Source organism: Paraglaciecola sp., from assembly GCF_051252315.1.
GTDB lineage: Bacteria > Pseudomonadota > Gammaproteobacteria > Enterobacterales > Alteromonadaceae > Paraglaciecola.
Map to the genome: position 1 here is coordinate 1 of NZ_JBPOFP010000210.1, position 3784 is coordinate 3784.

A 3784-nucleotide genomic window follows, 5' to 3' on the forward strand; every position below is an offset into this window, starting at 1 on the left:
TCAAAAGACTAAATGTCCACTAAAAAACAAGTGGACACTTAAATAAAGATACTAGGTGTAATGGCCGTACGCTTACTATTGTTATTACTTCTTCTTACTCTTATTAAGTCCTAAAAGAAGGACATCTATTATTATCCTCAAAGATATCTTCATGTAGTGGTCAATGCAAAATGTGCAACAGTAAAACACCCATAGAAACATTACTTGATGGTAAACAGATTGTGACTGAAAAGAATTTAGCTCAAATCTAACCTGACGGCACTGATTGATAAATGGGTAAGTGTCAGATCAAGTCTTAACTAGTACAAATATAGGCATTTTAAAACTCACCACCTCGAAACTAATTGCCAGGGTGGTGAATTATCGTTACTTAACTTTGAGCCTCACTTGATTTACCTAAACCTTTCATCAGCACATCAAACATCAATCCAGCGAAGCCTTTTGCAACAGCCTCATTAGAAAGAAGTTTCATCGCCATATCGTTATGAATGTCCATACTTTCAATAACGGCATTGTTGATTGAGCTCGGAAACTCGCCCAGCATTGCTTGTTCTTTGGTATTACTACGCAGTTGATCCATTACCGTATCATTTTCAGAGATTTTTCCTGCAATAGTATTGGCATAATTGAGCATATCATTTTCAGACAAACCATCTTCAATAAACAAATCGTTCATTCGGTTTATTATCTCGTTTAATAACTCAGTTTTTGGATCTTTCGGTACTGCGCCACTTCCTTCTTTTGTGAGTGGTAGTGTTGGCGTAGGTTCTCCAATTTGATAACCCAATTGAATATCTGCTTCTCGTTGCTCGTGCAAGCGGTAATGGGTCATTACTACATCAGTCAAATCAACATCATCTTCAACAATATCAAGTCGTAAAAGTGGGTGTAGATGTTTGGCGAAGATACTCAATTTTTCTAGTTCATAATCATCAAAATTGACGATCTGAGAAGTAAACTCGTAGTAACGATAAAAAGAGATTAAATCCTTTTTAAACACTTCCAGAATGTCTCTCGCTTCTTTGGCCTGTTTAACACTGTTTTCGGCAAACTTAATCGCTTTATCATTCTTAACTATCTTTGCTTTAGATAAATCAGCTTGTGCTGACTCAAGCACCAGTGTTGCTTCTTTATAGCGAAGCGTGAAACGATCTACGGCAGGTTTACATAGGTTCGCTAATTTAGCTTGGTTAGCTTTTTTGTTGTTATACGCCTCAACAAACGCTTCAACCTCAAACCATTTATAAATATCAACCTTGTTAAGCTTTTTCATTAGCTCATAAACGATATTAGGATCAGAAACGCCTGTTAGTTCTGCCGTTTGAAAGTAAACTTTAAACTCAGCTAAAACCTCTTCTGGATCATTTACAAAATCAAGCACAAAGGTCTTATCTTTGCCTTTATATGTTCGATTTAGTCTTGATAGGGTTTGAATACATTCAACGCCTTTAAGTGGCTTGTCCACATACATAGCGACAAGTTTAGGTTGGTCAAATCCTGTTTGAAATTTATTGGCCACTAACATCACTTGATAATCGGCAGTGTCAAATGCTTTACGCATATCACGACCACGCAAGTTAGGGTTCATATTGTTTTCAGTAAAAGGGTGATCGGGTAAATCAGGATCATTTACTTCCCCTGAAAATGCCACCATTGCATTCACGTTGTTATAACCTTTATCTTGAACATATTTTTCAAACGCTACTTTGTAGCGCACCGCTTCTAAACGGCTACTCGTAACAACCATTGCTTTTGCTTCACCGCCTAACAAATGCTTAATTTTGTCGTTGAAATGCTCAACAATGGTTTCCACTTTTTGTGCAATATTATAAGGGTGTAAACGAACCCACTTCGCCATTTTTGAAGCGGCTTTCTTACTATCTACTTCTTGATCTGAATCGAGGTTGTCGTGCGCTAATTGGTAAGCAACTCGGTAACTGGTGTAATTTTGTAATACATCCAGAATAAACCCTTCTTCAATGGCTTGGCGCATAGAGTAAACGTGAAAAGGTAACGGCTTATTAGTATCACTTGCTGGCTCATCAGCATCAGGTTTACGACCAAATAATTCTAATGTTTTAGATTTAGGTGTTGCGGTAAAAGCAAAATAACTAATATTATTTGAGCCTTTACGAGCTTCCAGCGATAAGCGCAGCATATCTTCACTCGACAACTCTACTTCGCCGCTGGCGCTCTCTTCATTCCCATCAAGTTTTTCTGCCATAAGCACTTCACGTAATTTTCGTGCGGTTGTGCCTGTTTGACTTGAATGCGCTTCATCAGCTATTACCGCAAAGCTTCTCCCTGCAAGAGTCGAGTCTTTACGGATCGCTTCTAATACGTGAGGGAAGGTTTGAATCGTTACAATAATGATAGAGGTGCTGGCTTTCAGTTCACCTGCTAATTGGCTTGATTTACTGCCTTGTGCTTCTTCTCTATTAACACGAGCAATCATACCTTCGTTATGGTCAAACTGATAAATAGTATCTTGTAACTGACTATCTAAAACCGTTCTGTCTGTAATCACAATTACAGAGTCAAAAACCTTATCACCAGCGGTTTTATTTAATTTAGGGTGATCAGTGTAATAATGTTTTGAAGCAAGTTGATGCGATAGCCACGCAATCGAGTTTGATTTACCCGAACCAGCACTGTGTTGAATAAGGTACTTTTCACCTGTTCCTTCACTATCAACGGTATTGAGTAACTTTGAAACAACTGACCATTGATGATAGCGAGGGAATATCATAGTTTCTTTAACTTTGATTGAACCGTCCAACTGCTCTTCATCTTTTACTTCAAGATGAATATAACGACTTAAAATCAGAAGTAAATTGTCTTTTTGGAAAATTTCATCCCAAAGGTAAGACGTTGCATAACTGTCTGAACCATCAGCCGATAAAGGCGGAATATCATTGCCTTGGCCACCTTCAGCCGTTCCTTGGTCAAACGGTAAGAAGAAGGTCTTTTTGCCGCTTAAATTAGTGGTCATTGCCACATTGTATTGACTCACTGCAAAGTGAACCAATGCACCACGTTTAAAGGTTAATAATGGCTCTGGCTTTTTAGTTTTAGGATCTTTTGGTTGCCTGTCCTTCATATACTGAATTTTAGCGTTATTGATTGATTGTTTAAACTCTGATTTAAGCTCACAAGTCGCTACGGGAATACCATTTACGAATAGGGTTAAGTCTAACCGACCATCATAACCATTTGGCGAATAAACCAGTTCTGGTACAACTCGCAGTATGTTTTGTTCGTATTTAACCGTTGCTGTTGGGTTTAAGTCGTGATCAGGCTTAAAGCTACATAGATCAAACTTAGCACCACGATTATTTACTTTGTTTCGTAATACCCACAAAGTTCCTTCATTTTTTAACTCTTGCTCTAATGATTTGAGCAGTGCATCAGCCGTAGCTGTTGGGTTTCTATCTGTCTCTGGAAAATGCTGCGCTAATTTATCCCACTGTTCAGGTTGTGTTGCCTTAATAAAAGCAATGACATCTTCTGGGTAAAGGGCTAATGCTTTATTGTATTTATTCGACTGACCTAATAACCAGCCTTGAGACTGCATTTGATCTAATATATCGTCTTGAAAGATTTTCTCTTGTGCTGCGTCTGACATTTCTATCCCTTGATTAAATAGTTTTAGTGAGTTGGTATTTTTGCTCTCTTTTTTTGAAAGCCTCATTACCACCTTCTAATATTTCACAAATATGTTCCCTAATACCTTTAGACAGAAGCACCGTGTTTTAAGAAGAATATTTAGTTTTTGAATGTTCAA

The 3784-nt window shown here is 37.8% G+C and carries 1 protein-coding gene; it reads right to left on the minus strand.

Annotated features, from left to right (window positions below; genetic code table 11):
* Window positions 1-370: 370 nt before the first annotated feature.
* Window positions 371-3625, minus strand: a complete 3255-nt coding sequence (locus ACSHXM_RS21220; RefSeq protein WP_435692315.1) for a type I restriction endonuclease subunit R — start codon at window positions 3623-3625, stop codon at window positions 371-373.
* Window positions 3626-3784 lie beyond the last annotated feature (159 nt).

What these genes read in the sequence shown, in the direction of transcription:
- ACSHXM_RS21220 (WP_435692315.1), bottom strand. Translation starts at nt 3,625, where the DNA reads ATGTCAGACGCAGCACAAGAGAAAATCTTTCAAGACGATATATTAGAT.